At 54.7% G+C, this 26,841-nt stretch carries 23 protein-coding genes; 13 read left to right on the top strand and 10 right to left on the bottom strand.

Translation table 11 applies throughout. From position 1 onward, the window contains the following. The first annotated feature begins 125 nt into the window (after positions 1-125). Entirely contained in the window at positions 126-1,562 is a 1,437-nt protein-coding gene (locus QN062_RS05310) for a sugar nucleotide-binding protein (RefSeq protein WP_369340808.1), read from the top strand. 6 nt (positions 1,563-1,568) lie between these two features. Next, positions 1,569-3,071: a DUF2142 domain-containing protein gene (locus QN062_RS05305; RefSeq protein ID WP_369340807.1), complete on the top strand. Its 1,503-nt coding sequence runs from the start codon at positions 1,569-1,571 to the stop codon at positions 3,069-3,071. Here QN062_RS05305 and QN062_RS05300 read toward each other — a convergent pair. The 4 genes from QN062_RS05300 to QN062_RS05285 are packed head-to-tail and all read right to left on the bottom strand — an operon-like array spanning position 2,955 to position 6,629. After that, positions 2,955-4,100 carry a glycosyltransferase gene (locus QN062_RS05300; RefSeq protein WP_369340806.1) on the bottom strand — a complete coding sequence of 382 codons (1,146 nt, stop codon included), beginning with the start codon at positions 4,098-4,100 and terminating at the stop codon, positions 2,955-2,957. The two genes, QN062_RS05305 and QN062_RS05300, sit on opposite strands and share 117 nt — an antisense overlap. A 34-nt stretch (positions 4,101-4,134) precedes the next feature. Then, the gene (locus tag QN062_RS05295; protein ID WP_369340805.1) at positions 4,135-5,151 is read right to left on the bottom strand and encodes a glycosyltransferase family 2 protein; all 1,017 of its coding nucleotides are present in this window, start codon (positions 5,149-5,151) and stop codon (positions 4,135-4,137) included. Next, positions 5,120-5,716, bottom strand: a complete 597-nt coding sequence (locus tag QN062_RS05290; protein WP_369340804.1) for a hypothetical protein — start codon at positions 5,714-5,716, stop codon at positions 5,120-5,122. Before QN062_RS05290 ends, QN062_RS05295 begins: the two co-directional genes overlap by 32 nt. Positions 5,717-5,741: 25 nt before the next feature. Next, complete coding sequence (locus QN062_RS05285) at positions 5,742-6,629, bottom strand: hypothetical protein (protein WP_369340803.1); 888 nt, start codon at positions 6,627-6,629, stop codon at positions 5,742-5,744. 161 nt (positions 6,630-6,790) lie between these two features. On the opposite strand from QN062_RS05285, the gene rfbA reads away from it, so the two are divergent. From rfbA to rplI, 8 genes are all read left to right on the top strand, one after another. Continuing rightward, a complete protein-coding gene (gene rfbA, locus QN062_RS05280) occupies positions 6,791-7,681 on the top strand; it encodes a glucose-1-phosphate thymidylyltransferase RfbA (RefSeq protein WP_369340802.1) in 891 nt (296 codons plus the stop codon). Positions 7,682-7,746: 65 nt separating this feature from the next. Continuing rightward, a complete protein-coding gene (locus tag QN062_RS05275; RefSeq protein ID WP_369340801.1) occupies positions 7,747-8,574 on the top strand; it encodes an ABC transporter permease in 828 nt (275 codons plus the stop codon). A gap of 11 nt (positions 8,575-8,585) precedes the next feature. Then, complete coding sequence (locus QN062_RS05270; RefSeq protein ID WP_394854742.1) at positions 8,586-9,821, top strand: ABC transporter ATP-binding protein; 1,236 nt, start codon at positions 8,586-8,588, stop codon at positions 9,819-9,821. Between the two features lie 37 nt (positions 9,822-9,858). Then, on the top strand, positions 9,859-13,956 hold the full coding sequence (locus tag QN062_RS05265) for a glycosyltransferase (protein ID WP_369340800.1): 4,098 nt from the start codon (positions 9,859-9,861) through the stop codon (positions 13,954-13,956). A gap of 227 nt (positions 13,957-14,183) precedes the next feature. Then, entirely contained in the window at positions 14,184-14,480 is a 297-nt protein-coding gene (rpsF, locus tag QN062_RS05260; protein ID WP_369340799.1) for a 30S ribosomal protein S6, read from the top strand. A gap of 116 nt (positions 14,481-14,596) precedes the next feature. Next, positions 14,597-15,220 carry a single-stranded DNA-binding protein gene (locus QN062_RS05255; protein WP_369340798.1) on the top strand — a complete coding sequence of 208 codons (624 nt, stop codon included), beginning with the start codon at positions 14,597-14,599 and terminating at the stop codon, positions 15,218-15,220. A 91-nt stretch (positions 15,221-15,311) separates the two neighbouring features. After that, positions 15,312-15,560, top strand: a complete 249-nt coding sequence (gene rpsR, locus QN062_RS05250; RefSeq protein WP_094692422.1) for a 30S ribosomal protein S18 — start codon at positions 15,312-15,314, stop codon at positions 15,558-15,560. Positions 15,561-15,574: 14 nt separating this feature from the next. Then, the gene (gene rplI / locus QN062_RS05245) at positions 15,575-16,024 is read left to right on the top strand and encodes a 50S ribosomal protein L9 (RefSeq protein ID WP_369340797.1); all 450 of its coding nucleotides are present in this window, start codon (positions 15,575-15,577) and stop codon (positions 16,022-16,024) included. A gap of 211 nt (positions 16,025-16,235) precedes the next feature. Here the strand turns inward: rplI and QN062_RS05240 are convergent, their stop codons facing one another. From QN062_RS05240 to QN062_RS05230, 3 genes are all read right to left on the bottom strand, one after another. Further along, the gene (locus tag QN062_RS05240) at positions 16,236-16,583 is read right to left on the bottom strand and encodes a phenylpyruvate tautomerase MIF-related protein (RefSeq protein WP_369340796.1); all 348 of its coding nucleotides are present in this window, start codon (positions 16,581-16,583) and stop codon (positions 16,236-16,238) included. 127 nt (positions 16,584-16,710) lie between these two features. Next, entirely contained in the window at positions 16,711-17,235 is a 525-nt protein-coding gene (locus tag QN062_RS05235) for a GtrA family protein (RefSeq protein WP_404984238.1), read from the bottom strand. 149 nt (positions 17,236-17,384) lie between these two features. Beyond that, complete coding sequence (locus tag QN062_RS05230; protein ID WP_369340794.1) at positions 17,385-18,710, bottom strand: MFS transporter; 1,326 nt, start codon at positions 18,708-18,710, stop codon at positions 17,385-17,387. A gap of 253 nt (positions 18,711-18,963) precedes the next feature. On the opposite strand from QN062_RS05230, the gene QN062_RS05225 reads away from it, so the two are divergent. Together QN062_RS05225 and QN062_RS05220 are read left to right on the top strand one after the other, a co-directional pair. After that, on the top strand, positions 18,964-19,626 hold the full coding sequence (locus QN062_RS05225) for a histidine phosphatase family protein (protein WP_369340793.1): 663 nt from the start codon (positions 18,964-18,966) through the stop codon (positions 19,624-19,626). 105 nt (positions 19,627-19,731) lie between these two features. Next, positions 19,732-20,616 (top strand): hypothetical protein, encoded by an 885-nt coding sequence (locus QN062_RS05220; RefSeq protein WP_369340792.1) that lies wholly within the window; start codon positions 19,732-19,734, stop codon positions 20,614-20,616. Between the two features lie 229 nt (positions 20,617-20,845). On the opposite strand, the gene QN062_RS05215 is transcribed toward QN062_RS05220, so the two are convergent. The 3 genes from QN062_RS05215 to QN062_RS05205 form a co-directional block, all read right to left on the bottom strand. Further along, positions 20,846-21,955 carry a DUF805 domain-containing protein gene (locus tag QN062_RS05215; protein ID WP_369340791.1) on the bottom strand — a complete coding sequence of 370 codons (1,110 nt, stop codon included), beginning with the start codon at positions 21,953-21,955 and terminating at the stop codon, positions 20,846-20,848. 113 nt (positions 21,956-22,068) lie between these two features. After that, positions 22,069-22,914, bottom strand: coding sequence for an ABC transporter permease (locus QN062_RS05210; RefSeq protein WP_369340790.1), 846 nt, complete (start codon positions 22,912-22,914; stop codon positions 22,069-22,071). Positions 22,915-22,922: 8 nt separating this feature from the next. After that, on the bottom strand, positions 22,923-24,014 hold the full coding sequence (locus QN062_RS05205) for an ABC transporter substrate-binding protein (RefSeq protein WP_394854689.1): 1,092 nt from the start codon (positions 24,012-24,014) through the stop codon (positions 22,923-22,925). 412 nt (positions 24,015-24,426) lie between these two features. Here QN062_RS05205 and nrdD point away from each other — a divergent pair, with 412 nt between their 5' ends. Next, positions 24,427-26,838 (top strand): anaerobic ribonucleoside-triphosphate reductase, encoded by a 2,412-nt coding sequence (gene nrdD, locus QN062_RS05200; RefSeq protein WP_369340789.1) that lies wholly within the window; start codon positions 24,427-24,429, stop codon positions 26,836-26,838. The last annotated feature ends 3 nt before the right edge of the window (positions 26,839-26,841 follow it).

Genomic DNA, 26,841 nt, shown 5'->3' with positions numbered 1-26,841 from the left:
TACGACCGATTTCGTGCAGAACACGGCAAGTCTTGCATGGGCATGCTCAGTGTTGTGCGAGTATTGTTTTCGACAGAGAAGCAACAGGTCAAGACTGATGTGTGGTGAAAGGATCCAATTCAACAATGGAATTTGAAAAGGAACTGAAGGCAACAAAAACAAACATCCCCGGATTGGTTGTCTTCGACTTGCCAGTGCATGGCGACAATCGTGGCTGGTTCAAGGAAAACTGGCAGCGCGCCAAGATGAGCGAGCTCGGCCTGCCTGATTTCGGACCGGTTCAGAACAACATCAGTTTCAACACCACCCGAGGCGTCACCAGAGGCATTCACGCCGAGCCCTGGGACAAGTTCATTTCCATCGCAACCGGTGAGATCTTCGGAGCGTGGGTTGACCTGCGTCCAGGCAGGACCTTCGGAGAGGTGTTCACCACCAAGCTCGATCCTTCCAAGGCAATCTTTGTGCCGAGGGGAGTGGGCAACAGCTTCCAGACACTCACTGACGGCACCGCATACACCTATCTCGTCAACGCGCATTGGAGCTTGGAACAGAAGAAGACATACACCTTTGTGAATCTCGCCGATCCCGAGCTTAACATTCAATGGCCAATCCCACTTGAAGAGAGCGAGCGCAGCGAAGCCGATCTGCACCATCCGATGCTCAAGGATGCCAAACCCATGGGGCCGCGCGGAACCCTGGTCACCGGTTCAAACGGTCAGCTCGGCCATGCAATTCGCGCATATGCGGAATCCCATGATCTCGAAGGCTTCGAATATACCGATATTGACACCTTCGACTTCTCGGATCCGGCCAGCTACGACAAGATCAACTGGGCCCTCTACGGAACCATCATCAATGCGGGCGCATATACTGCAGTGGACAAGGCAGAGACCCCAGAGGGGCGCGTCACCGCTTGGAAGGCCAATGCCAAGGGGCCGGCGCTGCTTGCCAGGGTCGCCGCTGAGCATAAGATCACGCTCGTGCACATTTCCAGTGACTACGTCTTTGATGGCGTCGCCGAACAGCATACGGAAGAAGAGCCCTTCGCGCCCCTGGGCGTATATGGTCAGGCAAAGGCTGCGGGAGACACTGCCGTCGCGAACGTTCCACGGCATTACATCGTTCGTTCAAGCTGGGTCATTGGCGAAGGACACAACTTCGTGAAGACCATGAACATGCTCGCCAGGAAGGTTACCGAAAACGATTCGTCGATCACCGTCGTCGACGATCAGCATGGCCGCCTGACCTTCACGCAGGACATGGCAGCAGGCATCTTCCATCTCTTGGACAGCAACGCGGAATATGGCACCTATGATCTCACCGGTTCAGGCAGGATCGCAACATGGTGCGACATAGCGAAAGACGTGTTCGCACTGTCGGGCGCAGACCCCGAGCGCGCGAAGCCAGTGAGCACCGATGAGTACATGGCCAATGCGAAGGGACCGGTCTCACCGCGTCCGGTCAACAGCGCACTTGACCTTGCAAAGATTGAATCCACAGGCTTCCATCCCGAGGATTGGGAAGAGGCTCTGAAGAAGTATGTGAACTCTCTGGAAGACTGACACGACGTGGGAGCGGATACTCAGGGGAGCGAGCGGACGATGCCTTCCGGGGCAGGTCCAGGGTTGGCAATCAAGCCAGCCCGGTCCCACGACCGTTCGCAGTCCTTTCGTGACAGGCATCGCAGGCTTATGCGAGCCATTCCCGTGCTTGTTTTCGTCATGCTCTGTCTGAGCGAATCGGCATGGTTCATGGCCAGGCTCGGTCCATTGACATCGCCGGATCCTGATATGCATGGCCCCACGATCTATTCTCTGGCGACGGGCAGGATCTTCTCACCCGTGCATAGGGAAGTCGACGCTTTCGGCAACCCAGTGAAGCGGCAGAGTCTGAGCGGTGACTCCCAGTTCCTGTTTCTGGGAGGCAAGCGCAACATACTCGATATGGATGCGATTCAGCTGTCTCTCAAAGGCGATCCCGGAACATGGCAGCAGCGGCTTTCAAACAATCAGCCAAGGCAGCAGGTCAGCATACCCGACAGACACCATGCCAACAGGTCGAACCAGTATTTTCCTCTGCTGTATCTGCCACAGGCGATCGGTTTGAGGACTGCGATGTGGTCAGGCATGACACCGTATTCAAGCTGGCAGATGGCCAGAATCACGAATGTGATCGTGTTCATGCTCCTGTGGGGGACTGCGATATGTATGATTCCACGAGGCAAATGGGTCCTGGCAGTGATCGGCGGCATGCCTTCGATCGTCTTCCTGGCCTCAAGCCTGATGTCGGACGGCAATATCATCGCACTGTGTGGGATATTCGCTGCGATCGTTCTGAAATGCATCGAGACGAACAGGCCTCTCGCCCGATCAGGGCGCTTCATCGTGGGGCTGCTGTTTCTGTTGCTGCTCTATTCGAAGATTCTGTATGCCGTTCCGGTTCTCGTACTTCTGCTGCTGCCGCACAGGCTCATGACGGCAAAGGTAAAGGCGGGTATCTTGCTTGTCCCCATGGCGGTCTTCGCCGCGACCTACATGCCGTGGTCGATGCATTTTGGCGGCATGCTCGCCATAGGCAACATCGCCCGCAACACGCATCAGATGATTGCCCATCCCTTGCACACGGCGATGGTGATATTGCGATCCATGACCAATCTGCCACATATGTTCGTACATCAGCCCATATGGTTCCTGCCACAGTTCATCGTGCTTCTGGCGGCCTGGCTCTTTTCGCTTATCTGCGTTCTGTCTCGGAATCAATCGGTCGCGGCATATCGTCGAGGTCCGTGGCAGTGGCTGAGTGAGAATCGATACTTTGCCGGAATGCTGGTTCTGTGCTTCATTTCGATCTTCATGATGTATGGGGCGCTCGCGCTGACGTGGAATAATCTCCAGGCGCTGAATGCCGACAGGCTCGGCGGATTTCAGGTTCGCTACATATATCCCTTGCTGTCGCTATCGACCTTCGCGCTGGTCAGTGATGCGCGATGTGTGGATAACCGCGAATTCATGCCTCGCTTGCAGCCATCGCACGATCGGACGTGTTATCTCAAAGGCGGTGAAGCGCTGTGAGCTGCGCTCGGCATCCTTCATCAATCCTTCCAGCTTCGAAGGGTTCTCCAACAGCTGCAGGATTGCCTCGCTGAGAGCTTCGGAGCTGCCTGGCTGCGTGAAGAGTGCGCTGTCTCCCAGCTCACGACGCTGTGGCGCCGTGTCGCTCGTAATCACCGCGCAGCCTGCCGCCATGGATTGATAGACCTTGTTCGGCACCACGTGAAGGCCCTTGGGGGTCGTTGAAAAAATGCCAAGGGCTATGCAGTATTCGGCTACGAGGCGGGGGAGGTCCTCAGGCTCGACCCAATCGATGAATTCAACGTTTTCCAGTCGTTCAAGCCGTGAATGCACGGCGTCATAGTCCTGTCCCTGACCGACAAGCGTCACATGAGGAGTCACGCCACGCTTTGCAAGCAGGCGGATTGCCTCTGCAATCACCGGAGTTCCCTGCAGCGGCGTATAGAGACCATAGAATATGATGCCCTTGTCGCGCTTATGGGCGTTCGAACGTGCCTCGTACCATTCCTCGCTCGCCCCGACGGGAACGACGATTCCATGGTCTCCTGGACGGAGCATAGCCTTATGCTCTTCCGTATCGAGCAGCACCAGTGAGGATGCGTCGATCGCCATGCGGTCGAGATGCCTGAGCAGCTTGACCTTCAGCCCTGAGGCACCTCGGTCCCTTGCCGTGTCACCTGCAAAGATGAGGTGGTCCAGCAGGATGGGAATGCCATGGAACAGATGATGCGCCAGCAATACGTCAAAATGGCCCATGTATCCCACGAGAACGGCATCTGGCCTGCCATTGTCACGAATCCATCGCTTGGCGTCACGGCGCAATCGAATCCATAGACCCATGACATCTGCGGCAAAGCCGAGGAGATTCCACGGTTTTTTGAGGAGTTCCACACGACCTGCGGTGGAAAGCGTCAGAGGATGGTTGATTTCCCTGACCTCGCACCCATGCTGCCGAAGTCCATCGATAATGATGCCGACTCTGGGGTGCTTTCGCTTGTTATATGTGCCGAAGGCGAGTATCCGTGTCATTATGCGTGTGATTCCTTAGCGTGTGGATTCCGATTCAGACCGTGGACGAAGACGGTTCGTCAATGGGTCGTGCCGAATCCGCTCTCTCCTGCTCCCAGATTTTCTGGTAAGGCTTCGAGTACATGATTTCCTTGGTTCGTTCGAGTTCGTCCTCGACAAGCTTGCGCTGGATGCGCTGCACCTCAGAGATGATCAGCAGCGCGAGTGAGATGAGGGCGCACGTCAGCAGAGTGGTTCCTGCAAGGAGCGACTGGATGTGACCTCTGCTCTCACCCTCGACAAGATACGCAAGATAGCGAACGAAGGGGAAGAGACCGAGGATGCCGAATATCACGGTCGACCACAGAAATATTACATGGGCCTTGAACATCAGGAAGCTGCGGACGATGGCGCCGCCCGACTTCGCCATGTGCTCGAATATGTTGGTGAAGAGACGCGATTCGCGGGTCTTTGGGTTGGTGGTTATCGCATAGCTGGTGATTGCCAGACGCTTGTTGCCCGCCTGGATGATCGTTTCCATGCAATAGCTGAATTCGGTCACGATGTTCAGCTGCATGAGCGCCGTGCGGGAATAGGCCCTGAAACCGCTTGCGGCATCGGGAATATGCGTGCCGGCAGCCTTGTTCACCACCCAGGATCCGAAGCGTTGCATCAGACGCTTGAACATTGAGAATTCCTTGATTTTCGAAGTCTGACGATCTCCGACCACGATTTCGGCTTCGCCACGGATCACGGGCTGCGCCAGCTCGCCAATCATCTCACTGGGGTACTGGTTGTCGCCGTCAGTGTTCACGACGATGTCAGCACCATGCTTCAATGCGTAGTCAACGCCATCGCGAAAGGCCCGGGCCAGTCCCATAGGCTTCGCATGGTGGACGACATGCCTTACACCCAAGCGACGAGCCACCTCGACGGTGTTGTCGGAGCAGCCATCGTCTACGATCATGAGCTCGATATCATCGACTCCTGGAATCGCCTTGGGAATCTTCTTCAATACCAGAGGAAGCGTTTGCTCCTCATTAAGGCATGGAATTTGTATGAAGAGCTTCATTCTGTTCCTTTGAAATTTTGGGATTGTCATTGTTCTCGGTCAAGGTATCTGCAGCGTTCGCGTTTTTCGCTACTAACAATATAGCCATGATTGTGCCAACGCCGACCAATGCTAGTCCAATGAAAACCAGAGCATGAGTGACGAATCCTGAACCATGGAGAGGCTGGTTTGTGGAGAACGGCCATTTGATCCGCACTTCGAGCATGAAGAACGCAAGATGAATGATGAGCCATGCCGGGACGAGCAGCCTGTAGAGCTTCTTGAACTGACAGAATCCAGCAGCGATGGTCAGTGCGAAGACGATGCTGATGAGGCTGAAGTATACTGAGTTATCGCTGCCACCCTGCTTGTAGAACAGCAGCTGCTGGACCGTAGTCCCGAAGAACGCAAACGTGCACAGCAAGATGATGAGAGCGTTCTCGGTCAGCGATCCGTTCCGTTGATCGTGCTGCCTGACGTTGGAGACGATTCTTCTGACATATGCCATGACCCCAAGAAGAAGGGGAATGAGCGTGAGAGAGAAGACAGCAAGCCAACCGTAGCGGGTCGAATTGATCGAGCTCATATTATGATATTGTGCCAGGGAATTCTTATAGAACGAGGCCGTGGTGGATTGCCTTGAGAAGGCTTATATCAGTCGTACGGCCAAGATGAGACGCCGACCAGGCTGGCTGGGATCCCGTGAAGTTGCCCGACATTCTGTGAAGACGAATGTAGAACCATGATGATGACAGCACTGCGATGACCACAGGAAGGATGACCAAGTGAAGCCAGTCCCTCAGTGTGGCTTGCGAGTGCCGGATTATCATCAGGATTGCTACTGCGCCACAGCACAGCATCATTATCGGAATCGTTGACAGGCGCGTCAAGGGTGCAAGTGCCACGACTGCCACCCAGAAGAATCTCGTGGACGAGGAAAGCTTTCGTGGGAACGTGCGTATGATCTTGCACGTGCAGCCGAAGAGAAGAGCCACCCAGAGGGTTGCAAGGGTGTAGTTGAAGACCACGGAAGGAAGGCAACGATTCGATGCGACGAGTAGTGGAACGATGTATGTTGCCTTGCTGCTTCGGCCGAAAGCCCAACGCGCAACCCAGAATGAGACCAGAATGAGCGTGATGCCCAGAAGATACACGAAAGCTCGCATAAGCCAGATTCCGCGAATTGGATGATTCAGCGTGTCTCCCAGCTTAAAGAACGGGGTCTCCAGAAGGTAGAAGAGGGGCGGGTGCTGATACCTCCACTGCACGTTGTACGGGTAGGCAAGCTTGAGCGGATTGAACTGCGCTCCGCCGAAGAAGGTCGGCAAATGACCTTGTGTGAGCTGGTACACATAATCGACCTCAAGAGTTTCGTCGAAACTGAAGAACGGAGGCCATGTCAAGGTCTGCCAGAGCTCGCCGCCGGAATAGATGAGTATTGCAGCGAAAAGAACCGCAACGGTGCATGACCGTGTCTTAGTGAGTCGAAATACCTTCATCGTTCCTTCTCATGAGATGAACAATACGCATCAGAGTAGCAGAAAGCTCATGACTAGATTTGTAAGGGAAAGGGTAAAATTCTCTCAGTCGTATGAAGGCGTACGGGTTTTTGTGCGTACACTTGCCTGAGGCGCAAAACGAATATTCTGAGGAGATCGGTATGAAGGGCATTATTCTGGCCGGCGGTTCGGGAACAAGGCTGTACCCGTTGACGACGGTCACTTCGAAGCAGCTGTTGCCGGTATATGACAAGCCGATGATCTATTACCCGCTTTCGGTGCTGATGATGGCTGGGATCAAGGACATTCTGGTGATCTCAACACCACAGGACCTTCCGAATTTCAAGCGTCTTCTGGGCTCGGGCGATCAGTTCGGCGTGCATTTCTCCTATGTCGAACAGCCAAAGCCGGAGGGGCTGGCGCAGGCGTTCATTCTCGGCGAGGACTTCATCGCTGGCGAACCATGCGCATTGGTTCTTGGAGACAACATCTTCTATGGCAATGGTCTCGGCAACGTGCTGCGCAAGGCTGCCGCCGAACGGCATGGTGCGACGGTATTCGGTTATTATGTCGACGATCCCGAGCGATATGGCGTTGTGGAGTTCGACAAGGACAGAAAAGTCGTCTCCATAGCAGAGAAGCCGGAGCATCCGGCATCCAACTATGCGGTGACAGGTCTCTATTTCTATGACTCGCGTGTGACCGAAATGGCCAAGCAGGTCAGGCCTTCGCCTCGTGGCGAGTTGGAAATCACCGACCTGAACGAGATGTATCTCAAGGATGGCTCGTTGAACGTGATGACGCTAGGCCGTGGCTATGCCTGGCTCGATACCGGCACGATGGACAGTCTCTATGAGGCCGGGGAGTTCGTTCGAACCGTGCAGAAGGCCCAAGGCCTGCCGATTTCGGTCGTCGAAGAGGTTGCATACGAGAACAAGTGGATCGATCGCGACCAGCTTGTGGAGGCTGCGTGCAAGTATGGCAAGTCGCCATACGGCCAGCATCTCAAGCAAGTGGCTGAAAACCGCATCATCTCTAGACCAGATGACTGAGTTCCATGGCTTGCGGCTCATTGTGTTGAGCTACTATAAGTACGTTTATTCACAAGGAGTCCGTATTGCAGATTTTTGAGATATTTTCGGAAAAGAACCGTGTGCTTCTTAAGGCCATGGTTGCCACAGACTTCAAGTTACGATATCAGCAGTCGTTCCTTGGCTATATTTGGTCGGTTCTGAAGCCCTTGCTGCTGTTCAGCGTAATGTATCTGGTGTTCATCCGTTTCTTGAAGTTCGGTGCGGATGTCCCCCACTTCTCGGTCGGCTTGCTTCTTGGCATCACGATGTGGAATTTCTTCGTTGAAACGACATCCGGCGCGATGTCGTCGGTGGTGGTTCACGGCGATTTGATGAGAAAAATCAATTTCTCCAAGTTCGTCGTGGTCATCTCAGCCGGTATGAGCGCTCTGATTAACTTCGGAATCAATTTCATCGTAGTGATCATCTTCGCGCTGATCAACGGAGTTCAGCCCAGTTGGTGGGGCTTGTTGATTTTCCCGTTGGTCGTGGAGCTCTTCGTTCTTTCCCTGGGAGTCGGATTCTTCCTCGGCGCCCTCTATGTCACTTTCCGAGATCTGAGTCCAATCTGGGAAGTCGTCATTCAAGCAGGATTCTATGCGACGCCCATCATATATCCAGTGTCATTGGTTGCGACGAATCTTGGCCCACACTACGGTCCGCTGCTGAGTCGGTTGATCCTTCTCAATCCGCTGGCCCAGATCGTTCAAGATGCCCGACATATCCTGATCGCTCCAGAGAATCCGATCATATGGGACTCGTTCAGCAACCCATTGATAAAATTGATTCCTGTTATCATATGCGTTATCTTCTTTGTCTGGGGCATCGCATATTTCTCTTCTAGATCAAATAAGTTTGCGGAGTTGGTATGAGTATGACGAGTATGTCCAAAGATGCGATCAACTCGAAGGAAACTCCGGTGACGGGCAAGGGCAAGGTCGCGCTGAGCGTTCGGGATGTGTCTAAGAGCTTCAAGCTACCAGTGGATAGGGCGAACAGTCTCAAGGTTTCCCTGCTGAACCTGCTCCATGGGCGCACCGGATACCGCATTCAGCAAGTGCTGAATGACATCTCCTTCGATGTGTATGAGGGAGACTTCTTCGGAATTGTCGGTAAGAACGGCTCCGGTAAGTCAACATTGTTGAAGATCATCTCGCAAATCTATGCTCCTGACTCAGGAACTGTGAGTGAAACGGGCAAACTGGTTCCTTTCATTGAGCTCGGTGTCGGATTCAATCCTGAGCTCACGGGTAGGGAAAATGTCTATCTCAATGGTGCAATGCTGGGCTTCACCAACGATGAGATCGACGCAATGTACGATGACATCGTCGAGTTCGCCGAGCTCGAGGACTTCATGGAACAGAAGCTGAAGAACTACTCGAGCGGCATGCAGGTACGCCTGGCATTCTCGGTGGCCATCAAATCTCAGGGCGACATACTTGTTCTCGATGAGGTCCTTGCTGTGGGAGACGAGGCCTTCCAAAAGAAATGTCAGGACTATTTCTTCGAAGCCAAGAGAAACAAGAAGACCATCATTCTTGTGACCCATTCAATGGGTGACGTACGTCGATACTGCAATCGTGCAATGTTCATTCAGGATGGCAAGATATCTCAGATAGGAGATCCGGAGAAGATTGCCGACGCCTATTCGAATTCCTTCCTAGGCACGACCAGATCGGACAATGAACATCCTGAAGGCGCCAAGGAATCCTCGCTGCTGCTGGATGGCATCAGGCTTACGGTCAATGGGGTAGAACAGCAATACATCGAAAAATACGAGGACTTTGACATTGCGGTGACCATTCATAACACCGAGCCTGTCGAGAGCACGGCATTGCGCGTTGACGTCGTCGATGGCCGCGGTTGGCTTGCCTTCTCGCTTCCCGATAGGGATAGCGAAGCGCGTGTGCTTCAGCCAGGCAGCCATACGATTGTGTATTCCGTGAAGAACACCCTTGCCTTCGGCGATTTCCACATAGATATCGTATTCGACAATGGAACGAAGCGTTTTGTCATCAAGGCCGCCGCCTACCAGTTCCATATGAGAGGATACGCCGTTTCGGCCATGCCCCTGATGGTGCCGCATACCAAGGTCTCCATTGATGGCGATTCAATGTGATGCATGAGAGACGATTGCAGAGAGAGGAAGGACGCCTGTGCTGGCGCTAATAAATAATCGTGATTACCATGCTGAAATCGAATCCATAGCACCAGCGAATCAGCATGGGAGGAATGTGCTGGTCATTCAGGGCTGGGCGGTCGATAAGTTCAGAAACAGGATCATGGGAGTGAGCGTCGACGATGTGCATGCGGATATCTCCCGAACCAACAGACCGGATCTGGTGCAGGCATATGAACTCGACCCTGCAGATACTGCGGGCTTCACCATAGTGATTCCGGCTGAAACCAAAGAGGCGACCTTTGTCTTGGAATCAAACGGTCAACGCAAGCGTAAGCGCATCGCGCTGCATTCGTGGATGAGGGTCCTGAACAGGCAGAGAAGGCAATCGCAGCTTCGTCACCTGCTGCAGATGGTGACGCACATCGGTTCTCCTCGCTATGCAAGGGCTCTTTTCAACGCCGTTCAACGACGAATAGTGGGAGAGTCTGATTGGTATCAACGATGGATTCGCAACAATGAGAAAGGCGTCCATGAGGATGCCGTCGAGCAGATCGAAAAGCTCGGCCATCGGCCTCTGATCTCGATCGTCATACCCGTATACAATGTGGACGAGCGTTGGCTTCGCGCATGCATTGAATCCGTTCGCGCTCAGTGGTATACGAACTGGGAGTTGTGCATAGCGGACGATAATTCGTCGGCCAGGCATATAAAGCCTGTTCTTGAAGAATATGCACAGAAGGATTCAAGAATCAAGGTAGTCTATCGAAGCACCAATGGCAGGATCTCCGAAGCCACGAATTCGGCGCTCGAACTTGCCACAGGCGATTTCATCGGTTTCATGGATAACGATGACGAGTTGCCTCCCCATGCCCTTCTTGAGGTCGCCAAGGCGATCGACTCTGACGCTTCCATAGATTTTCTCTACTCCGATGAAGACAAGATAACCGAGGAAGGAAGGCGTTTCGATCCCTTCTTCAAGCCAGACTATTCTCCGCACCTGTTGCTGGGCCATAATTACATCACTCATTTTGTCGTGATGAGTCAGAAGTTGCGTGAGCGGGTGGGCGGCCTTCGCAGTGAATTCGATGGAAGCCAGGACTATGATTATGTTCTTCGCGCCACCGAGCAGGCAACCAAGGTCCATCACATTCCACAGATGCTGTATCACTGGAGAACGTTGGCAAGTTCCGTGGCCGGAGATCCCCGCAGCAAGATGTACGCATATGAGGCGGGTCAGAGAGCGATTGAAAGCGCTCTGCAACGACGTGGCAGGAAGGCCCGTGTCACGATGCTCGAGAATCTTGGAACGTACAAGGTCGACTACGAGTTCGTCGAGCCCTCTGTTACCGTGGTTCTGTCTGGTTACTCGAAGGAGCAGATTGCTTCGGTCAAGGGAAATACCAAATATGATGCCGTGTCATTCGTGTGCGCTCCTTCCGCAGGATTCGATGCTTCCTCCATCACATCTGACTACACCGTGTTCCTTGATGGTGTGATGCCCGAGAAGTCTCTGTGGCTGCGTGAGATGGTGAATTATTCCTTGGAGGAGAGCGTCGCCGTCGTCGGGGGCAAGGTCTTCGATGCACAGCGGCGTGTGCTCAATGTGGGTGTGACCCTGCGCGCATTGAAGAGCGGACAGCCCTTTGAGATGCGCGGAAGTTGGGATGAGGGCATCGGCTACTACTTCCGCGATCTGCTGCCCCGGGATATCTTCGCGGTAACCGAGGAATGCATGCTTGTGCGAACGCACGAATTCAATGACATCGGCGGATTCAACAAAACCCTGGTTCCGGGACTTCAAGGAATCGACGCATGCCTTCGCCTCTCTCGTCAGGCTGGGGAAACCACTGTCTGGGAACCCTATTCGGTCTTCACAGACGTCAAGCCATCCCATATGACCATCGATTCCAGAGACATTCTGAACTATCTCAAGCTGCATGCCAATGTCACCGATCCTTTTGCGACTGCGTTCCTTCCAGATGCGGAAAAAGAGCAGGCGGGAATCAAGTATGCGATCGATAGCGTCGATTGGAAACGCAGCAATGGCACCGTACGGATCATGGGCTGGGCCGCAGACTTGCATGACAACGAGGATGTGACGGTTTCGGTCGAGATCACCGAGGCGATGACGCTCAAGAGTCTGAAGCGCTTTGCGCGGCCCGACGTTGCATATGAATACCCTGTCGTTCCTGAATCTCCCCTTGGCTTTGAGATCATACTGAAGCTGGATGAAGGCAAACTACAGACATCGAAGGTGAATTTCGGTATCGAGTTCGTCACGACATCAGACAGGCAGCATAGGAACATATCATTTTCGACGTCGGCACCGGCCCGCGCAATGAGCACGTTCCTTCGACGTGCAAAGTTGCTCCGCCATCCGCGTGGCACGGTGAAGACCTTACTCATTCGATATGTCTCTCCTTGGAAGCAGAGGAATGACTACCGACGACTCATCGCTCGCACCGAGCGCTATAACCTCAGACAGGTGCAGCGGCGAATCTCCCAATTCTCGCTGAAACCTCAGATTTCGATTGTCGTCCCGGTATATAACGTAGATCCGCATTGGCTTCGACTCTGCGTCCAGTCCGTGCAACGGCAGTATTATCCAAATTGGCAACTGTGCCTTGCAGATGATTGTTCGACCGATTCACGGGTCGCTCCATTGCTCAGACAGCTCGCGCAGAGTGACAGGCGTATCAAGGTCACGTTCAGAAAAGAGAACGGGCATATCTCCCGGGCGACGAATTCGGCTTTGGAGTTAGCGACCGGATCCTATGTCGCACTTCTGGACAACGATGATATGTTAGCGCCACAGGCTCTCTACGAGGTCGTAAAGAGGATCAACGCAAATCCAGACATCGATATGATCTATTCCGACGAAGACAAGATCGATGAGAAGGGATCTCGGTCACAGCCGCATTTCAAGCCGGACTTCTCTCCCGATCTATTGCTCAGCACCAATTACATCAGTCATCTTGGTGTGTATCGGAAGAGCATCGTAGACAAGATCGGAGGATTCCGGGTCGGCTACGAAGGCTCTCAGGATTACGATCTCGTCCTGCGTTTCATCGAGCTCACCTCTCCGGCAAGAATCTGCCACATTCCGAAGGTTCTGTATCATTGGAGAACCCTTGCCACGTCAACGGCATCTGCTGGCAGTGCCAAAAGCTACACTTCCGATGCAGGCCTTCATGCTCTTGAATCCATGATCGCCCGCAGAGAGCTCGCTGCCACGGTCAAATCCGCTGGGCCGAATGGCATATACGACATCGACTATGCCATTTCGAACCAGGACCTGGTAAGTGTGATCATTCCCACCAAGGACGGATATGACAACGTCGATCGCTGCGTGCAGTCGATCATTGCGAAGACGACGTACAAGAACTACGAGATAGTCATCGTGGACAACGGCAGCAGGAATCCCCATATGACCGAGCTGTACGACACCTTTGCCGCTCAGTTGGGCGAACGATTCAGGGTTGAGCATATCGACATACCGTTTAACTTCTCAAGGATAAACAACATCGCAGCGAGCAGGGTGCACGGGCGTTTTCTCTTGTTCCTCAACGACGACACGGAAGTGATCGGCCCGAACTGGATGAGCAAGATGGTGTCGTTCTGCCAGATTGATCGTGTCGGAGTGGTAGGGGCGAAGCTCATCTATCCGACGGAAACCATCCAGCACGCAGGCATCGTCCTCGGTCTGGGCGGCGTTGCCGGGCATATCCAGGTCGGAGCTCAACGAGACGATCTGGGATACTTCGGTCGTTTGATAGAGAACGTAGACTATTCGGCGGTGACGGCCGCATGCTGCATGGTCAAGGCAAGTGACTTTGCCAAGGTCGGCGGGTTCGACGAGAATCTCGCAGTCGCATATAACGATGTCGATTTGTGCCTGCGCATAGAGCAGCTTGGACGCAACAACGTATGGGCGCATGAGGTGCTGCTCTATCACTTTGAATCCGTGACCAGGGGCTATGACACCAAGAGCAAGCAGAAGAAGTCCAGGATGGATGCCGAAGGCGAGAAGCTTCGGAGGCGATATCCCGAACTGATCAGGAACGACCCTTACTATAATCCCAACCTGTCAAGGACTTCCGGGAATTATTGGATCAGAACCGGCGTGCGGTAGTTCGTGTGGTGCGTCAGAGAGTCTCCAAGGGTCACGCTGAAATCGAGTTCGGACAGGGTGCCGCCCACCGGTGCCTGACCATGCGGACCCATGAGTCCCGAACTCGGTGTATTCTTATGAAGTTGCTTTCACGACTCTCCCTAAGGTGGGGAGAGGTCTGTGAAATCACGCGCTACACCCTCCTGCCGTGGAAAGTCCGCGGCCGATAAGTCCGAAGGAGGTGGGTGATGTCTGCGCATAAATATGAATTGATGTTCATTGCCGATCCTGAGCTTGACGAACGCGGTCTGAAGAAGTTGGCCGATCAGTATCTCGAGCTTGTCACCAAGGAAGGCGGCTCAGTCGATAAGACCGATTTCTGGGGTCGTCGCAAGCTCGCTTACGAAATCGAAGGTAAGAACGAAGGCAACTATGCCGTCGTGAACTACACTGCCGATCCAGCGACCAGCAAAGAGCTCGACCGTGTGTTGAACTTGAACGAGTCAATCATCCGTACGAAGATTCTTCGCAAGGACGCCGAGTAAACCGCCACGTCTCATGATCTTCGATTCTTGTCGAAGCTCATTCTTACATTCGTCAGAAAGCATCTCGCAGCAATGTGCATTCGAGATGCGCTTTCGTGAATTGGAAAGGCTTTCTTATGGCAGCAGGAGATACCGTTATCACTGTGGTGGGCAATCTCACCGCAGATCCGGAAATACGCACGACTGCGAACGGCGGTACGGTGGCTAATTTCACCATCGCATCCACACCGCGCCAATACAACCGCAATACCCAGCAGTGGGAAGACGGCGATGCCCTCTTCATGCGCTGCTCCGCATGGGATTCCAATTACAATCCGATGGCTTCCAACATTCAGGCAAGTCTTGCGAAGGGCATGCGCGTCATCGCCCAGGGCAGGCTCGTTCAACGCTCATATCAGGACCGTGAGGGTAACAACCGCACGGTTGTGGAGCTGAGGGTTGATGAGATCGGCCCAGGCCTGACACGAAACACCGCGCAGGTCAGCAAGAGCGCCGGAACCTCAAATGATGGCGGCCGTGGAGGATTCGCTGGCAACAGCGGCAACTCCAATGGCGGCGGCAATGCCAACGCCAACGCGGTCTATCGCGGAGGAGCCGGGTACCAGGGTGGAGCGAGTGCTGCTCCGGCACAGCAGGGAGTCGATCCTTGGAGTGCCAGTGAAGGCTCTGGCAATTCCTATGGTTCCTTTGGTTCGTCGGATGATTTCGGCGGAGGTTCCGGCGATGAGCCGGAGTTCTAAGGAATATAGAGGATTCAAGATAGGCGTTGTAAGAATTATCAAGAACATGGACGTACGGAACAGTTAGATTTCGATTCAGAGGAGTAATAATATGTCACGCAAGAGGCCGCAACCACCGGTCAAGCCCTTCAAGAAGAAGCCAAACCCATTGAAGGCAGCAAAAATCACGACCATCGATTACAAGGATGTTGCCTTGCTTCGCAAGTTCATCTCTGATCGTGGCAAGATTCGTTCACGTCGCATCACAGGCGTGTCCGTCCAAGAGCAGCGTGAGCTTTCAAAGGCAATCAAGAATGCCCGCGAAATGGCCCTGTTGCCTTATGCAACGACCGGTCGCTGAGGGGAGAGCCTATCATGGGTAAAGAAACCAAAGTAATTCTCACAACAACCGTTACCAGTCTCGGTCATTCCGGTGATGTCGTAACAGTCAAGTCCGGTTTTGCCCGCAATTACCTGATTCCTCAAGGTCAGGCATTCCTGTGGAGCAAGGGAGCCGCGGCGCAGATCGAATCCATGCAGCGTGCGCGTCGTGCAAAGGCACTCGCCACCCGCGAGGATGCCGTTGCAGCGAAGAACGCGATTGAAGGAACCACCGTCGAGATCAGCGCCAAGGTTTCAGAATCTGGCAAGCTCTTCGGTGGAATCGGCAATGATCGCATCGCCCAGGCCCTTGCAGCCAAGGCGGCGGTCAACGCGAAGGCCATTCAGATCGATCCGATCAAGACAACTGGTGAATTCGCGGCCAAGGTCGCGCTTCATCCAGAGATTTCCGCCAACTTCACCGTCAAGGTTGTCGCTGACTGAAATAGCTGCCTGATTTGAGCATATGACAATGCCCATTCCGTGATTATTCATCGGGATGGGCATTGTCATTATCGAGATCTTGAGTTTTGCGGCAATTCCAAAGTATACGGTGCCGAAATTGGCTTCATGGCGGTCAAATTTCAACGATTATTGGCGATGCTACTTTGAGTTTGCCGCAAAACTCAAGATCTCGGTCGGGAAAAGCATTGGATTAGAAGTTCGAACCGTTCCAGCCCCAGTCCGTGGTCGCCGTGTAGCGAATGTATGTCCTGTTCTTCGATATTCCGAGCTCTGTGCTGAGCGCCTCCATGATTGCAACCGTGAGTTGTTCCCAAGAGCTCTTGGGAACTGTTCTTCCGAAGACATTCACCTCGACATAGGCAGCGGGCGTGGAATCGTCTCCACCGAAATAGATGGGCATGTTGTCCTCGAAGGGACACATCAGCCAACCTTCCGACTTGCCTGGCACTGCGGTGATCGCCTTGCCATAGGCCGTCTTGAGATGTTCCCGCTGCTCCTGTGACAGGGCAGTGCTGACATGGGTGTGGATAACTGGCATGACATCCTCGATTCAAAGGTAATGCTTGTGATAATGACCAATTTACCGTGAGCGAGGCACAATCGAATGAATGAGCGGATGCCTTCCTCCGATCGCGGAGACAATCATAAGCGTTCACTCATGATCGTCACTCATGAGGGCTGAATGGATCATGGTTCAGTGACCACATGCCTATCCGGTGCGAAATGCTGCGTTGCTGACGTCCGGCGGACTTGGTCGAACTCGGCGCGTCCAGGAACACCTTGCGGATGATGAAGTTCCATATCGCGACGACTATCGTTGCGATGATCTTTCCGATGCTGGTATATAGCGCATATTTTTCGTGCATCGTGTGCACGGCACCAGCGGGTAACCCGGATGTTGCGAGCCAGATAATGACGTCATTCATCAGCAGCCCCACAAATGCAGAAACCGCAAAGATGCTCACTTCCATCCATTTGGCCATGTCATCCCTATGGGTGAATACCATCTTCATGCTCAGCACGTAGTTGAACGCCAGGGCGACCAGGAACGAGATCGTTCCTGCGACGACATTATTCATATGCGCGTATCTTACAAGGGCAAGCAATATGCCAAAGTCGATGATCGCTGCAAGCACGCCAACGATGCCGAACTTTGTTATTTGGGCTATCAGATGTTTCACGAGTCCCAATTCAAACACAAAATGCCCCAGAGCATGCCTGCGATGGGGAATCCTCACACTTTCAATGCCTAGGCATTGAAACATGTCGCATAGTGAATCCACGGCATCGTGTGCGACGCGCGCATGGCATTCCTATCCTGGTCAGTCCTTCACTGGCGTCAGATGGATATCTGGGTCAGCACCGGTTTCTCGGTACCTTCCTTGATCTGCCTGAATCCTGTGAAAGCGAGCAGCAATGAGGTGAGCGCGAGCACAGTCACGACGATGAAGCCGCCATGCGATCCGCTCATGTCGATGAATTGTCCAGCGATTGCCGAACCGACGGATGCACCGATCGAATTCATGGCTCCCATCCAAGACACGCCTTCGGTGAAGCGAGCGGGGGAGACCAGGTGCAGAATCAGCTGATTGCCATTGATCCACGTGGGAGCCTGGCATACGCCGATAAGCAGATAGATGATCATGATGACCCAGATATGCTTGGCAAAGAGGAAGCAGCCGATGCCAAGATTGACGACGATCAGACAGACGTAGAAGCGCTTCCACAATGGAATGAGCCAGTTCTTCGCACCATAGACCAAAGCGCCCAGCAGCGAGCTCAGCGAGAAGCATGCGAAGACGAAGCCAGTCATCTGCTCTGCGTTGTGTTCGCGTGTGAACGCGATGATCGAAATGGCAGCGGCGCTCTGGAATGCACCAAGGCCAAACCAGGTGACGCATATGGCGATCATGCCGGGACCCCAGATGGACTTCTGCTTCTTGCCACCTTGGAGCAGGGCCGCCTTGGTGGCCTCCAGATCGCGGTATTCCTTGCGCGATATGCCACTCTCGTGAGCGTGCTGCGTCTGCGAGGGCGGTTCGGTGGTCATTTCGGAAAGCACCATGATGGCTCCGATGACCACGCACATGCCAGTGAAGGAGAAGGCGAGAATTCCTGAGGCGACGGCCAGGATGGATGCAAGGGGATTTCCGATGACCCACATGCATTCGTCGAATACGCCGGAAAGCGAGAGCGCACGGTCGGTCTGTTCGCGGTTTCCCTTAAGGATATATGTCCAACGGCCGCGGCTCATGGCACCCCACGGCGGTATCGCCGCAAGGAAGGGAGTGATCGCATAGAGCACCCAGATTGGAGCTCGCGACGTGATCGAGGTGATCAGCAGCATCGCAGCGATGACCCAGACGACCACGGTCGGTATCGCGATCTGCCGCTGTCCGAACTTGTCGACGAGCTTTCCGAGGAGTGGACTCGCGATCGAAAGGGCGATGGCCTGTATCGCCGTGAGCATGCCTGCCAGGAAATAGCTTCCATAATAATGTTGGACGGAAATCGTGATCGTCATCCCAACCATTGGGAAAGGCATCGACGCTATGACCGAACCGACAGCAAACCGTGCCGTATGAGGTTTGCGAAGCAGCTCTGCGTATCCACCGAACAGTCGATGATTGATATCTCGTATCGCAGCGCTCATGTTGTTGCTCATGGTGCTACATGCCCCTTCCTGGAACCATGGATTATAAGAAATGCATGCCGCGGGATTCCTGTCTCGAATCCCGTTTCGTTGTCTGATACTATGTTCCGCGTACGCTTAGACCATGTTCGCTCTCGCCGACCCCACTGGGCGTGTTGAAGTTCCGAGGTTGCAGATGATGCGTTTCGAGTGGCATCCAGGCATGCCGCGGAAGTGGTGAGGGCATGCAGCAAGGCAGTTGGAACATATTCATTGGAGGTCAACGGTGCCAACCACAACCGTGAATTTCGTCCGACATGGCGAGGTCTTCAACCCCCGGCATGTGCTCTATGAGAGGCTTCCAGGCTTCCATCTCTCAGATCGTGGCAAGGAGATGGTGCAGGCCAGCGCAACGTTCATCGCCCATGATGAAGGCATGCGCGCTGCAGCCGCGCTCTATGCTTCGCCGCTTGATCGCACACGCGAGACCGCGGAAATCATCGAGGCGACCGTCGACCCCGTGCGTGAGTCATTGGGCATGCATGATTTTCAGATCACCTTTGATCCACGCTTGATCGAGGCGGGAAACGAGTTCCGTGGCACACGCATCGGCTATGGGAAGGGAGCGTTGTGGCGGCGAAAGAACATCGTCCTGCTTCGCAACCTCAGAAAGCCAAGCTGGGGAGAGACATATCAGCAGATTGCATCGCGTGTCAAGGATTTCACCTTCGAGAAGGTTCGTGAGCATCCGGGCCAGGAAATTATCGTGGTCAGCCATGAGTCGCCAATCTGGACCTTCCGGCACTTGATGGAAACCGGTCATCCAGAGCATAATATGCTGCGTCGCAAAACGGATCTCGCTTCGATCACTTCGCTCAGATTCGACAGCGACACATGCGCTTTGATCGATGTTTCGTATGCGAGTCCCGCGGCGGGGATGATTCGGTAAATCCTTTCGACCTCAATAAAGTGCATGGCGTTATTGTCCATGGCCCTGATGTAGCGATACTCTTGAAGGCATATGACCGTCAGGTTGCTGGGCAAGGGAGCGAAAATGACATTCGTTATTAAAGATACCGATATCGCGAGGGTTGCGTTGCTTGGATCGATTCGCGACGTGGCTGCCCAGGGGGCTGGTCTGTTGGAACTCTGGCCATTGCAGACAGCGCTGCCGTTGGAGAACGATGCCAAATACACCGAGGATCTGCAGGTGCGGATCACCCGCGAGGTCGCCCGCGTGCTCACCGGTGAGGATGTGACGATTGCCGATGCGGAATTCGTCTATGAAGGCGCGACGAGCATTCCCGGCAGACCGCAGTCGATCGTTGACGCGACTCTGGCGGCGAACGAGGCATACGAAAGGATGTCTGAGTATTCCTCGACCGCAGACACACAGTTGGTCATGGCTTCTGCGGGAGAGCTGGGCGTCGAGTGGTCTCAGGACGAGATCAGGAAGATCGCCGAGGCCATCGAGGTCATCGGCGCATATCTGACGCCGGATGGAAATGCATTGGATGCGGTCGCAAGCGTCGAGGCTGTATCCCAACGGCTGGCAAGTTCCCTTGTGGCTTTCAGCGCAATGGTCCAGCTGCTCGACATTTCGGACGAAAGGCAATGCACAAAGGTTCTGCCATGCGTCCTGTTCCTGAATGAGCTCGATGAGCGCCTCGGACTGCCACAGATCTTCCTGAGCGGAGAGCAATTGCACGAGTTCCTTGATGTGCTTGGGAATTCAAAGCAGAAGGCCGTCGACGCCGCACAGTATCTTGCCCCTCTCATCGCAGGTGAATGGGAGCGTCATCGCGACAAGGTGCTTTGGGACCCCGATCAGGCGAAGAAAGATGCCAAGGCAGAGGATGAGCGGAAGAACAGGGAGGCACTGGCCGCAAAATTCGCCCATGTCAAGGATGACGAGGGCAAGGAATCCGTCGAGCTATAGCGCCCGAGCTATAGCGCTGTGGCAACACAAGTTCGCCGCAGTCGCTAGGCATATGAGACATGTGAAGTATGTGAGGCATGTGAAGCATCCGGTGACCCATTCTCGCTGATATGCCGCACCAGCCCATGGGAATGCGTCGATTCCATTCGAGGATGCTTCGGAATCGACGCGGAATCTGGTGTCGCAAGGCATGCGACCTGAATCAGACGCGTCCAGAGACTGGACTCATTCAGTTCTGCCAGTTCTGTGTGTTCTGTGGATACTGTGCGGACTGCTGACCCTGCTGAGGCTGTGAAGCCTGGGGATATTGAGGATATGCAGGGTATTGGCCGTCCTGAGGGTACTGCTGATCAGACGAGAAAGGAATGTCCCGATTCTGCATGGGGTCGAAGCGTGCGCCCTGGGGCTTGCTTGGAAGACACATCAGAACGATGCCACTGACGGTTGCGGCAAGAAGTATAAGCAGACTCACCAGGACGGGAAGAGCGACTCCGGCAAGAACGCGGCCAATCATCTCGGACCCCATCGAAGCCTCGGACATGCTTCCCAATGACATCACGCCACCGATGATCGCAACGAACATGATGATCCCACCTATGACGGATAGGGCGAATGGCAGGAAGAACCACCAGCCGTTCAGATTCGCATCATGGAGCCTCCGCACCACTATGGAGATCGACGGCACGAGGGTGGCAAGTGACCAGACAAGATTCAAGCCAGTGGAAAGGCGGTCTCCTGCCGCCGCGAATATCAACGAGATTGCGAACGACACCAGAACGGTGAAGAGGTAGGCCCACCAATATTCGCTGCGCGACGCCCTGCCTGTGAAAGTGGCATATTTCTTGAAGAATCTTACGATGGCATCCTTTAGGCTGATGCCATACCAAGGGCGGTCGAGCGGTGGATTGAAGCCAAGCCTGTTCCCCTGCGCATCGAATTGTGGGGGAGTCTGCGGGAACTGCGGATTCGGAGCCCACTGATTGCTGCCTTCATAGCCGTTGTTCTGGAATCCGGGATTGTCGTAGTTGACATTTGCATAGTTCGGCGAGGCCTGACCGTACTGTGGCTGTTCCCCGTACTGTGGTTGTTCTCCATACTGCGGCTGCTGGCCTTGCTGAGATGCGCCGTACTGTGGCTGACCGTTCTGCGGGTTCTGTGGCTGACCGTATCGGTAGCCGCCCTCAGGGGGAAGACCATGCGCTGGCTGGCCTGGCGTCTGCTGAGCGCCTTCTGCCGGTTGAGATGCACCGGTCTGATCCGGTGTCGATTCCTGATGTCCGGGACGTTCCTGCGGTGAGGAACCACCATCGGAATCCAGATTGTCATACGGGTTGCTCATATGTTCTCCTCACATTATGTTCGATATGCCCAGCTTGTCCCTACGCACCCATTCTCCCAGCTTCGCACGGCTAAGTACAGCAAGGCGGAGTGTCAGGATGACGCTGTCAGTCGTCATTCGTCGCTCGAACCGATGCACAGACGCTCTGTCATGCTGATCAGGCCGAGAAGCAGAGCGGTGAGCAGGGCGATGACAAAGGTCGCGGCAAAGATCAGCGGCGTACGGAAGGAGTTGAACGCAGCCTGCAGCCATATCCCAAGGCCATTGCGCGCGCCGAGATATTCCGCCGTTGCCGCGGTTGAGAATACGTATGCGGCGCTGATGCGCAGACCGCTGAAGATCTGCCGTGCAGCCACACGCAGCGTCACATGCCACAGCGTCCACCATGGCGTTGCTCCGCATGTCAGCGCCACGTCCTCATAGAAACGTGGCACGGCCATGAGTCCGCGATAGGTCTGCACTGTGATCGGAAACAGGGCGAACGCGGCTGTGATGATCACCTTCCCCGTCGGTTCAAAGCCAAACCAGATGATGAACAGCGGCGCGATGGTTATCAGCGGAATCGTCTGTGCGATGGCTAGCAACGGATATGCTGCATCGTGGACGCTCCGCCAGAAGAACATTGCGATGCCAAGAACCATGCCGATCGCCACGGCGATGATGAATCCAAGAAATCCTTCATACGCCGTCAGCATCGTAGCCGGCAGCAGGGTCGACCACGATTCCACGGTCGCATCGGCAATCTGGCTCGGTGACGACAGCACCCGTGGCGATATGGAACCGCCTGACACCCAAAGCTGCCATAGGCCGAGCAGCAGGGCGACGGTCGCGCTCGCAGTAAGGGCTGCACGGACGGTCGATGACCTGCCGTGAGAAGCGCGCGTGCGCCAGGTGTGGGCCTGCCATCTGCGTGGATGGTTACTGGCGTTCGATCCGTGCCGATCCGAGTGCACTGTCATGCCGATGCCTATTGCTCGGCGACTTTCGCCGCCGCCTTCGCATATTCGTTGCTGGCCAGCTTGGTCGCCTTCGGTGCTGTGCGGCCGATCTTGCCTTGAGAATCCTTGTATGTTCCGGCCTTGTATTGGAACTCGAGATATTCCTGCGCCTGTGCCATGTTGGTGGTTCCGGGAAGGGTGGTCGACCCCTTCGAGGTCGTCCAATACCCCTGAGATGCGATCTTCTCCATTGAACGATGCACCAGCTTTGAACTGAGATTGGCCTCCTTCGCGCCACTTACGAGCATGTCCGCAGCCTTGTCGGGGTGCTTGAGTGCATAGTCGTAGCCTTTCATCGTGGCATCGAGGAAGCGCTGCAGGGCCTTGGCGTTGCCCTTCTTCGCAAGCCAGCTTCGTTTGACGGCGAAGCCGAGCTGGTCGGGATTTCCTGGAACCCCCCAATCCGAAGCCACGAAGCAGTTGAGGGCAGGGCCATTCAGCTCGCTTTCGACGTTCTCCCAAGTGACATAGAAGCCTCCGAAGTCTCCTTTCCCACTTGTGAGCGTGTCGAAGGTGTTGGTGCCGGCAGTGGCGGTCTGGAACTTGCCTGTGCCTCCGGCTGACTTGATCATCTGCCTGACCACGGCTGTCTGTTCTGCAGAGCCGAAGCTTACGAAGGTCTTGCCGTCGAGGTCCTTGGGAGTCTTGATGTCGGTTCGAGAGGCAAGCGAGCACCAACGCGCGACCGGCTTCTGCGTCAGGTCGAACACGAACTTCAGGGAGCTGCCCTGGGCATTGAATGCGGCGACATTGCTCAATGTGGTGAACCCTATGTCGGCCACGCCATTTTCAACCGAGGTCTCAGCTCCGGCCTGGGCGGTCGGGAGGATGTCGACGCTCACGTGCTCGGCGCTGTAGTATCCCAGCTGCTGTGCGACATACAGCCCTATATGGTTGGTGTTCGGCGTCCAGTCGAGCATGAACGAGATGTCGGCATCGCCCTCTGAGCCGGTTGAAGAATCGCCTGACGCCGCTCCGCAGGCTGTCAGCGCCGCAACCGCCGGCACGGCGATCATGCAGGCCAGAGCCCTTCGCAACGCCCTAGTTGAAATTCCCCTCATCGGTACACCTTGCTTCCTGCGCCTTTGCGCGCACTCTTCTGACATATGAGACGTGACGTGGGAAGGTGAGGAGCCCGCGCGACGATTCACATGCATACATGACGAGCCATGCATCGGACCGGTCTGCCGGGCGACGCCTATGGCTATCATCTATATCTGCACTCTATGGCACGGCTGCTGCCACCAACCGCGCGAACTTTCTACAGTATAGTGCCAGGCACGGCCTTGGACTATGGCCGGGATGGGGCTTGTCTCGGTGACATGTCGCGACACTCCGCTGAAGGGTTTTGAGAGTAGCGGTCAACACTATATCTAGTGATTACTTTGCAAAAAGACCATCTATATAGTGATTCTGATGGTAAGGTTGCCATGGAAGAATAAATAACACTGATGTAGTTTTGGGGTGAAGGTTATGGAAACACAGCTGCTGGATGATCAGGCGGATGCCGGGCTGAAGGTTGCCGCCGATGGCTTGGAGGGCACGCTTCAGGTAGAGAAGCGCGATGGCAGAATCGTTGATTTTGATGCGGTCAATATAGTCAATGCAGTCGCATCGGCATTCAAGGACGTCGATGACACCGTCGGGCCTCAGGAACATAAGATCATCGAGGAGATCGCCTCTCAGGTCGAGTCTGAGATTCGCGACCGCTATACCAAGCCGGCGAAGATAGAGGACATTCAGAATCTTGTGGAGCATGCCCTTGTCAACGAGCATCTCTATGACATCGCCCGGTCATACACGACGTATCGCCTCGACCGTGACATCCAGCGTTCGCAGGCCACCGATGTGAATGAGGCAGTCAAGAAGCTCACCAGCCGTGATGAAAGCATAGTGCGGGAGAATGCGAACAAGGACAGCAACGTCTATGCCACGCAGCGAGACCTCCTTGCAGGCGCCGTCAGCAAGGCATCCGCGCTCAAGATGCTGCCCAAAGAGGTATCCAACGCACATCTCAAGGGAGACATCCACTTTCACGATGCCGACTATTCCCCCTTCACTCCCATGACCAACTGCTCGCTGCCTGATTTCGGCGACATGCTGGCGCACGGCTTCGCTCTGGGCAACGCGATGATGGATTCGCCAAAGTCCATAGGCACGGCGACGACGCAGATCACGCAGATAATCAAGGACATCGCAGGAAGCCAGTATGGCGGGCAGACCGTGAATCGTTGCGATGAGATGCTTGTGCCTTATGCGAAGCTTGACTACAACAAGAACCACGATATGGCTCGCATGGTCATGCCCGACAACATGTCTGACGAGGTCGCCGACACGATCATCGACAACCTCAAGGCCCGCGAGCCGAAGTCGCTGCATTTCGAAGACAGGGCACCACTTCCTGCGGATGTTGCATTTGACAGGAACGCCTCTCACATTGAACAGGCGCGTGAGATCTATGCGAAGATCCTGACCAGGAAAAGCATCTATGATGCCATGCAGACCATGGAATATCAGATCAATTCCAACCGTGTCAGCAATGGGCAGACACCATTCGTCACCGTTGGATTTGGACTGGGGCTTTCCTGGTTCGCACGCGAGATTCAGCGCGCCATATTCCTCGTCCGGATTCGCGGCCTTGGCAAGGAACGGCACACGGCCATCTTCCCGAAGCTGGTCTACACCATCAAGCACGGAGTGAATGAGGACGAGAGCGATCCCAATTACGATTTGAAGCAGCTCGCGCTCGAATGCTCGACGAAGCGCATGTATCCAGACGTGGTCTTCTACGAGAACATCGTGAAGATAACAGGATCCTTCAAGGCCCCCATGGGATGCCGAAGCTTCCTGCAGGGTTGGAAGGATCCCAAGACAGGGAAGGACGTTGAGGACGGCCGCATGAATCTTGGTGTGGTCACCGTCAACATTCCTCGAATTGCCTTGGAATCGCACGGAGACAAGAATCGTTTCTGGAAGATATTCGACGAACGTCTTAACACCGCCCACCATGCTCTGCAGTTCCGCATCATGCGCTGCAAGCAGGCAACTCCGATCAATGCTCCGACGCTTTTCGAATACGGCGCATTCGGTCGACTCAAGCCTGGCGATAACATCGATACCCTCTTCCGCAACGGCCGCAGCACGATATCACTGGGCTATATCGGTCTGTATGAGGCAACGGCCGTCTTCTATGGCAAGGACTGGATGAAGAACCATTCCTGGGATCCCGAAGGCAAGGAATTCGCGCTGAGCATCGTTCGGCGTCTGAACCAGCTGTGCCAGCAGTGGGAAAGGGCGGAACGGTATCACTATTCCGTCTATTCAACGCCTGCGGAGAGCCTTACCGACCGTTTTGCACGGCTTGACAAGGATAAGTTCGGAGTCGTCGAAGGCGTGACCGACCACGACTTCTATACCAACAGCTTCCACTATCCGGTCTGGCTGAGCCCAACTCCCATGGAGAAGCTCGACTATGAGCGTGACTTCCCATACCTTGCCTCAGGCGGGTTCATCAACTACTGCGAGTTCCCGACCCTGCAGCAGAATCCGAAGGCCCTTGAAGCCGTATGGAATTACGCGGCAAGCATCGGCATCGGCTATCTGGGCACGAACACCCCGATCGACCATTGCTTCGAATGTGGCTTCGAAGGTGACTTCGAGCCTACCGAAGACGGGTTCAAATGCCCCGAATGCGGCAACAGCGACCCGAACAAGTGCAATGTGACAAAGCGCACCTGCGGGTACCTTGGCAATCCCGTCCAGCGTCCGATGGTTCATGGACGGCATGAGGAAATTGCCCATCGCGCCAAGCATATGGCGGGAGAGACGGGGCATGTCGTGCTTAAGGACGGCACGACCAAGGAATGGTGGGAAGACGCGGAGTGAACG

The organism is Bifidobacterium sp. WK012_4_13 (assembly GCF_041080835.1).
GTDB lineage: Bacteria > Actinomycetota > Actinomycetes > Actinomycetales > Bifidobacteriaceae > Bombiscardovia > Bombiscardovia fermentum.
This window is presented reverse-complemented; position numbering and strand designations above follow the sequence as displayed.

Coding starts and splice junctions, on each gene's coding strand:
- QN062_RS05290 (WP_369340804.1), bottom strand. CDS start 5,716: ATGAGCTCGATCAATTCGACCCGCTACGGTTGGCTTGCTGTCTTCTCT.
- QN062_RS05255 (WP_369340798.1), top strand. CDS start 14,597: ATGGCAGCAGGAGATACCGTTATCACTGTGGTGGGCAATCTCACCGCA.
- QN062_RS05210 (WP_369340790.1), bottom strand. CDS start 22,914: ATGACAGTGCACTCGGATCGGCACGGATCGAACGCCAGTAACCATCCA.
- QN062_RS05215 (WP_369340791.1), bottom strand. CDS start 21,955: ATGAGCAACCCGTATGACAATCTGGATTCCGATGGTGGTTCCTCACCG.
- QN062_RS05270 (WP_394854742.1), top strand. CDS start 8,586: ATGTCCAAAGATGCGATCAACTCGAAGGAAACTCCGGTGACGGGCAAG.
- QN062_RS05310 (WP_369340808.1), top strand. CDS start 126: ATGGAATTTGAAAAGGAACTGAAGGCAACAAAAACAAACATCCCCGGA.
- rplI (WP_369340797.1), top strand. CDS start 15,575: ATGGGTAAAGAAACCAAAGTAATTCTCACAACAACCGTTACCAGTCTC.
- QN062_RS05230 (WP_369340794.1), bottom strand. CDS start 18,710: ATGAGCAACAACATGAGCGCTGCGATACGAGATATCAATCATCGACTG.
- QN062_RS05240 (WP_369340796.1), bottom strand. CDS start 16,583: ATGCCAGTTATCCACACCCATGTCAGCACTGCCCTGTCACAGGAGCAG.
- rfbA (WP_369340802.1), top strand. CDS start 6,791: ATGAAGGGCATTATTCTGGCCGGCGGTTCGGGAACAAGGCTGTACCCG.
- QN062_RS05300 (WP_369340806.1), bottom strand. CDS start 4,100: ATGACACGGATACTCGCCTTCGGCACATATAACAAGCGAAAGCACCCC.
- rpsR (WP_094692422.1), top strand. CDS start 15,312: ATGTCACGCAAGAGGCCGCAACCACCGGTCAAGCCCTTCAAGAAGAAG.
- QN062_RS05295 (WP_369340805.1), bottom strand. CDS start 5,151: ATGAAGCTCTTCATACAAATTCCATGCCTTAATGAGGAGCAAACGCTT.
- QN062_RS05285 (WP_369340803.1), bottom strand. CDS start 6,629: ATGAAGGTATTTCGACTCACTAAGACACGGTCATGCACCGTTGCGGTT.
- rpsF (WP_369340799.1), top strand. CDS start 14,184: ATGTCTGCGCATAAATATGAATTGATGTTCATTGCCGATCCTGAGCTT.
- nrdD (WP_369340789.1), top strand. CDS start 24,427: ATGGAAACACAGCTGCTGGATGATCAGGCGGATGCCGGGCTGAAGGTT.
- QN062_RS05205 (WP_394854689.1), bottom strand. CDS start 24,014: ATGAGGGGAATTTCAACTAGGGCGTTGCGAAGGGCTCTGGCCTGCATG.
- QN062_RS05220 (WP_369340792.1), top strand. CDS start 19,732: ATGACATTCGTTATTAAAGATACCGATATCGCGAGGGTTGCGTTGCTT.